At 75.0% G+C, this 6478-nt stretch carries 5 protein-coding genes; all 5 read right to left on the bottom strand.

What is annotated here, in order from left to right; all coding sequences use genetic code 11:
• Positions 1 to 780 (bottom strand): hypothetical protein (locus ACXAHD_RS30945; protein ID WP_475054988.1); only part of this gene is annotated, 780 nt, incomplete at its 3' end.
• Positions 780 to 1958, bottom strand: a complete 1179-nt coding sequence (locus tag ACXAHD_RS30940) for a lantibiotic dehydratase C-terminal domain-containing protein (protein WP_281553832.1) — start codon at positions 1956 to 1958, stop codon at positions 780 to 782. The genes ACXAHD_RS30940 and ACXAHD_RS30945, both read right to left, overlap by 1 nt.
• The gene (locus tag ACXAHD_RS30935) at positions 1951 to 4671 is read right to left on the bottom strand and encodes a lantibiotic dehydratase (protein ID WP_475054985.1); all 2721 of its coding nucleotides are present in this window, start codon (positions 4669 to 4671) and stop codon (positions 1951 to 1953) included. The genes ACXAHD_RS30940 and ACXAHD_RS30935 overlap by 8 nt, the downstream gene beginning before the upstream one ends.
• Entirely contained in the window at positions 4668 to 5423 is a 756-nt protein-coding gene (locus ACXAHD_RS30930) for an ABC transporter permease (RefSeq protein ID WP_281553830.1), read from the bottom strand. The genes ACXAHD_RS30935 and ACXAHD_RS30930 overlap by 4 nt, the downstream gene beginning before the upstream one ends.
• Position 5424: 1 nt before the next feature.
• Positions 5425 to 6478: ABC transporter ATP-binding protein (locus ACXAHD_RS30925; RefSeq protein ID WP_475054983.1), on the bottom strand; the 1054-nt coding region annotated here is incomplete at its 5' end.

Below are 6478 nucleotides of genomic sequence, written 5' to 3'. Positions count from 1 at the left end.
CCCCGCAGCCGCGGGGCCGGGCGCGCGGGACAGGCGGGCCGCGACCGCCGCACCGTGGGCCAGCGACCGGTCCGGCGTGGACACCGGGGTCACGTACCCGATCTCCGGCAGGCAGCGGGCCGCGACCGCCGCCTCGCCGGCCCGTACCACGGTGTCCTGGGTGGTCGCGGCGCCGACCGGGTCGACTGCCAGACCTGCGCCGGTCAACGTGCGGGCCGCCGACGTCGCCACCGGCCCGGTGCCGGCGACGGTGACCGTGGTCGACCGCAGCCGCTGCCAGGCCGCCGCCGGGTCGGCGGCCACCGACTCCAGCCAGCGGGCCAGGTCGGCCGGCGGCAGATCCGGTTCCTCCCGGTCGCCCCAGCCGGCCGGCACCTCGACCAGCATGTCGTGTTCCCGCAGTTGGTCGAGGAGCAGTCGGATGACCCGGTCCACCTCGGGCCGCCCGGCTGGCTGCGCCAGCCGCTGCGGTGTCAGCCCACCGGCCAGGTGCCGGGCGAGGACCTGCCACACCTTCCACACTCCGGCGCCGCCGCTGACGGTGAAGCTCGACGACCATCCGCGTACGTGCACCCCGGTGGCGGTCGGGGTGGCGAACACCACGGGCCGCAGCCGTACGACGATCTCCGCCGCCGACGGCACGGCGTGTTCGGCCACAACGCGGTCGGCCACAACGCGGTCGGCCACAGCGGGGGCGGTCACGGTACGGTCGGCCACAGCGGGGGCGGTCACGGTGCGGTCGGCGGAACCAGCTTCGGCGGTCGAGGGTCGCGGGCTCATCACGCCACCTCCTGTGCGGTCGCGGCCAACCTGGTCAGGTAGCCGTTGATCCGTTCCTGCCAGGTGACCCCGGTGATCCGCTCCGCTGCCCGGCTCAGCAGGTAGGCGGCGAGATAGCGCTCGGTCGGCCGGACGTCCAGCAGGCCGAGCAGCAGGTACAGCACATTGGTGGCGAACCGGTAGGTGACGAACTCCCGCTCGTACGGAACCCGGTCGAAGTCGATCTGCCGCAGCAGCTGGTGGTACTCGCTGTACTCGGTCCGGTCCGGATGCCAGCGGCGCACCGTGTCCGGGTCGCCGATCTGCTCGGCCCGGTCCAGGTAGCTGAACGCCGGCACCCGGGGCAGTTCGCCGCGCTGGTACGCGACCCCGGTCACCTCGGCGGCGGACACCGTCCACTGTTCCCACCCGCGTTCAACCGGGTCCAGCCCCGACTCCGGTCCCGGCTCCTGCGCGTGCGTCGGGGCGGCCAGCCGGGCGACCAGTGCGGTCGCCGGGTCGGCCGAGCGCCGCCACTGGGCGTCGAACGCCGCCCGCACCCGGCCGTCCGGGTCGTTGAGCACCAGGAACTCCTCCAGGTGCGACAGGAACGACTGGTGGCCGTTGCCGAGCCCGAGCGGGTAGCGGCTGGCGTGCAGCGCCATCGCGGTCAGGCAGGTCCGTACCCGGGCGGCGGCGCCGGCACCGGCGGCGGCCAACCCGTCGGCGGCGGCGGTGACCGCCGGCACCCCGAGGCGCAGCAGCTCGGCGCGGCACTCGACGGCCTCGGCGGAGCCGAACAGGGTAGCCATCGCGCTGTCGTCCACCGGCTCGACGCGGACCGTGTTGTCCGGGTGGATCGGCTGGTACGGCGGCGGCACCAGTTCGATCCGGCCGGCCTGCTCGGCCTGCGCCAGCAGATCGGCGACGCTGATCTGCTCGGTGCTGGGCCGCTCGGCGAGGTGCCCGCGCAGCCGGTGGGCGACCGCGGCGGCGACCACCGCCAGGTCCGCCGGGTCGACCTGGTCGCGGCGGGCCAGCCGGATCCGCAGGTGCGGGCCGTGCAGCCAGTGCCGTTCCAGGTGTACGGCGACCCCCTGGTCGGCGGCCCACCGGGCGGCCGGCAGCACCGCCGAGCGCAGTAGCGGCAGCTTGGTCGGCGAATAGTAGTAGCTGACGATGTCGAGGGCGTCAGTCATTGCCGCCCCACCCCTTCCGATAGGTTTCGGCGACCAGCTCGACGACCCGCCCGTGCGGGCTGCCGGTCCCCGGCACCGGCAGCGCCTCCTCGATCCGCACCGGTCCGTCGTGGCGGCCCAGCAGCCGAGGCAGGTTCCGCAGGTGCAGGGCGTTGTCCAGGTCGACGTACTGCGGTTTGGGCAGCGACAGGTAGCGCTGGTAGTCGTCCGGGCCGCCGCGTACGTCGACGCCGGCGGCGGCGACGAACACCTCGGCGGGCAGGCCAAGCCGGGCCCGCCAGCTGCTGACCGCGTCGAACGGCACGTCGCCGTCGGCGTCCAGGTCGGCACGCAGCCGCCCGGCGTCGTCGGTCGGCAACGTCCAGGACCGGCGACTGAGTACCAGGTCGTGGTAGCGCAGCCGGGTCCGGTGCCGGACACCGGCCAGCTCGCCGGTCGGCGCCAGCAGGCCGGGGCCGACCAGTCCGCTGCTGAGGTCGAAGTGCAACGGTACGGTCCGGTCCGGCATCACGAACGGGACGAGGAACCCGAGGTAGAGCACGTCCAGGTCGGCGCCGGTGTCGTCGCGGACCAGCCGCACCTGATCGGTGACCGGGTCGTGGCGCAGCCCGACCCGGTCGGCGAGCAGGTCGGCCCACCTCCCGTCCTCGCCCACCTCGTGGTCGACCAGCAACGGGTGCAGGTTGGCGTTGAACCCGGTGACCGGGCGGAACTGGGCCACCTGGGCGTGCCGCCCGGCGGTGGCCCGGATCTGCGCGGCCAGCTGCGTCTTCGCCTGCGGCGCCACCAGGTCCAGGAACCGGCTGGTGAACCGGCCCCAGCCGGCGTACACGTGGTTGAGCACCAGCAGGTCGTCGCCGTCGCGGCGGGCCGGCTGGACGAAGAACGCGTACGAGGCGGGCCGGGCGCTGACCCAGTCGGGCAGCGCGGCGGCGGCGTCCCGGACGATCTCCTCGGGCAGGGTGAACTCGGCCGCGTCGGTCGGCGCCGCCGCCCGGATCCGGGTTAGCAGCCCGGCCCGGGTGTCGGCCAGCTCCCGCAGCGCCGGGGTGACCAGGTCGGCGAACTCGGGGTCGGGGTTGATCACCCCGGACGGCGAGACCAGGTTGTACGCCCGCCACACCTGACTCATCTCGGTGGAGAAGTCGGCGGCGCGCTCGCAGCGTCCGCCCACGCCGTACCGGGCGACGAAGCGGTCCCGGACCAGCCGACGCAGCGGCAGGTACTGGTCGAACAGCTCGACCAGCCCGGCCAGGCGGGGCAGCCGGTCGGCGGCGGCGCGCCCGTGGCGCCGGCCCAGCCGCACCGGTTCGCGCAGCGCCACGTCCTCGGCCAGTACCGGTGCGTCGTACCAGGGCAGCCCCACCGCCTGGTACGCCGAGCGCCAGGTGTCGCGCAGCCGGCCCAGGGCGGCGGCCCGGTCGCCGGCCGCGATGGCTCCGAAGCCGCTGGTCTGCTCGTCGATCGCGATGAGCAGGTCGGCCAGGTCGCGGCGATGGTGCCGGTCCAGCCAGTCGGCGAGGTGCCGTACGGCCTTCGGGTCCTGCGGGTCGACGGGTTCGACGGCGAGCAGCAGCCCGGCGGCGAGCACCTGCCCGACGTAGCGGGTCGCGGCAGCGGTGGTGCGCGGCGGGCCGCCGGGCAGCCGGCGGGCCAGTTCGGCGACCAGGTCGCCGGGGGTGATGCCGGCCGGGCCGGCGGCCCGGGTCCGGTCGAGCAGCAGCCGCAGCGGTCCGGTGCAGGCCAGCGACACCTCCTCCTCCAGCACCGAGATGACCCGGTCGACGCCCTGCACCGGGCGGTCCCGGCGGAACGTCAGCTGGTCACCGGTGACGGTGATCGCGGCGGCCAGCCGGTGCGGCACCGTGTCGCGCAGCCCGGGGTCGGCGATCACTGCGGCGAGCAGCCGGGCCAGCAGGGTCCGGTTGGCCTGGGCGACGGCCACCGGCTGCCCGCCGGCCGAGGCCGCGGCACCGGTCGGATCGGCGCTGCCGGCCGGATCGGCGCTGCCGGCCGGGTCGGCCGGTGCCGCACCGCCGGCCGGCTCCGACACCGTGGTCCAGTTGCCCCAGGCGACGTAGGTGAACCAGGACAGCGGGCTGGTCTTCGCGGTGGCCCGCAGCGCGTACCGCAGCGCGTTGGGTTCGGACTTGCGGGCCCGGCTGTCCGGGTTGGCCCCGCCGGCGGCCGCGCGGTCGATCCCGCGTAGCAGGTCGGCGCCGGTGAGGGTGACCGCGCGGCGCAGTGGTTCGGCGGCGCAGACCGCGGCGAGCGCGGCGCGTTCCGCGCCGAGCGCGCCGGTGGCCAGCTCACCGAGCTCGGCGCGCACCTGCGCGGCCTGGCGCATGACGGCCAGCCAGGCCGGCAGGTCGGGCACCCGGTCGAGCAGGCCGTCGAGTTCGGCGACCCGGTCCGGCCGGGGCAGCCGTCCGTTGTGCACGTCGCGGCGCAGCGGCAGCACCGCCTTGCGGTGGAAGTCGGCCGGGTGCCCGTCGGCGCTGGCGTAGAGCGCGTCGGCGAGCCGGGGGGCCAGCTCGGTGATCCGCGACCGTAGCTCGACCAGCCGGCGCAGCGCGGCACGGAACTCGCGGGCACCGTCCGGCGTCGGCGGGTACGGCAGCGCGGCCAGCCGGACCAGCGCGTACGGTGCCAGGGTGGGGTCGGTCGCCGGCCGCCGGTCGGCGGTGGCCGGGACGACGGCGGCCTCGCTCATCCGTACCGCACCCCCTCGTCGCGCCGGAACGCGGCGCGGGCGAGCAGGGCGAACAGGGTCGTCCAGCCCAGCAGCAGGAAGGCGATCCAGCTCGGCCCGATCAGATGGTCGGCCCGGTCGATCAGCGCCAGCACGAAGTACTGGTACTGGTAGGTGGGCACGTACGGCACCACGGCGTGCAGCGCGGACGGCAGGAAGTCGATCGGCACGAACAGCCCGCCGAAGAACGCCAGCAGCATGAACAGCAGGTTGGCCAGCATCATCGCCGGCTGCGGGGCGAACCGGTAGCCGATCGCCATGCCGAGCAGGCCGAACGGGACGGCACCGAGCACCACCGCGCCGAGCCAGACCGGCCAGGCAGCCAGCGGCAGCCGCAGGTCGGTGGTGAATGCGGCGACGACCAGCAGCGGAATCCAGCTGACCACGTTGAAGCCGAGGACGTAGACCAGCCGGCCGGCGAACCGGGTCAGCGGGGACAGTGGCAGCAGCCGCAGCCGCTGCTCCCACGGGTTCTCCCGGTCGGCGGCGACGCCGGCGGCGAGCGAGGCGACCGTGACGTTGAGCGTGGTGTAGAGCAGGAACGGGGTGATCGCGTACTCGCTGCCCAACCCGAGGTCGGCGAAGCGGTTGGCATTGACCAGCCCGAACAGCAGGAAGAAGACCAGCGGGAAGCCCAGCGCCGGGGCCCAGTAGGCGGGCATCCGTAGCGTGTCGAGGGCGTGCGCGCGGGCGTGCAGCAGGACGTAGCGCATGTCAGGCCACCTTTTCGGCAACGCGGATCCCGGGCCGGGTGACGCCACCCGGGTCGGTGGACCGGCTGATCGTGCGGATCGCTTCCTCGAGGCCGACCCGTTCGACCCGGATGCCGGTGAACGGCACGTCGGCGCGGACCAGTGCCCGGACGGTGGCGTCCGGGTCGGCGGTGTAGATGTGGGTCCGGTTGCCGACGGTCTCCACCCGGTCGGCGGGGCCGGAGACGGCGATCGGCGGCAGCGCGCCGGTCACTTCGATGTCGACCAGGTGCAACCCGACCTCGGCGACCACCTCGGTAACCGCGCCGGTGCGGGCGATCTGCCCGCCGGTGACCACCACGACCTGTTCGGCGAGGTGTTCGGCCTCGGCCATGTCGTGGGTGGTGAGCAGCACCGCGCTGCCGGCGGCGGCGACGGCGGCGATCGCCGTCCACAGTCCGTCGCGGCTGTCGGCGTCCAGGCCGGTGGTCGGCTCGTCGAGGAAGAGCAGTTCGGGGCGGCCGACCAGGGCGGTGGCCAGGGCGACCCGGCGGCGCTGGCCACCGGAGAGGCTGCCGCACCGTTTGGTCAGGAACGGCCCGAGGCCGAGCTGCTCGACCAGGTCGGCGCGGGGCACCGGGTCCGGGTAGTGGGCGGCGACCAGGGCGAGGGTCTCGGCGACGGTGAGCCGCCAGGGCAACGCGGTGCGCTGCGGGGTGAGGCCGAGTCGGCCCTTGATCCGTACGTCGGCGGGATCCCCGCCGAGCACCTCGACCCGACCCGAGCCGGGGCGGCGCAGACCAGCGAGAATTTCGATCATGGTGGACTTGCCGGCGCCGTTGGGGCCGAGCACGGCGGTGACCCCGGCGGGCACCACGAGGGATACCGCGTCGAGCGCGACCACTTTGCCGTACGTCTTGGTGACACTGTCGAGACGGGCGAAGACTTCCACGAGCACTCCTTGGGCATGTGACGGGCGGAGGGGGGGGGGGGGGCCCCCCCCCCCCCCCCCCCCCCCCCCCCCCCTCCCCCCCCCCCCCCCCCCCCCCCCCCCCCCCCCCCCCCCCTTCCCCCCC

Source organism: Micromonospora sp. ABR4_055 (assembly GCF_056160425.1).
This window is presented reverse-complemented; position numbering and strand designations above follow the sequence as displayed.

Bases quoted from the DNA above. Each gene is read 5' to 3' on its own strand.
- ACXAHD_RS30940 (WP_281553832.1), bottom strand. From the start codon at position 1,958: ATGACTGACGCCCTCGACATCGTCAGCTACTACTATTCGCCGACCAAG.
- ACXAHD_RS30935 (WP_475054985.1), bottom strand. From the start codon at position 4,671: ATGAGCGAGGCCGCCGTCGTCCCGGCCACCGCCGACCGGCGGCCGGCG.
- ACXAHD_RS30930 (WP_281553830.1), bottom strand. From the start codon at position 5,423: ATGCGCTACGTCCTGCTGCACGCCCGCGCGCACGCCCTCGACACGCTA.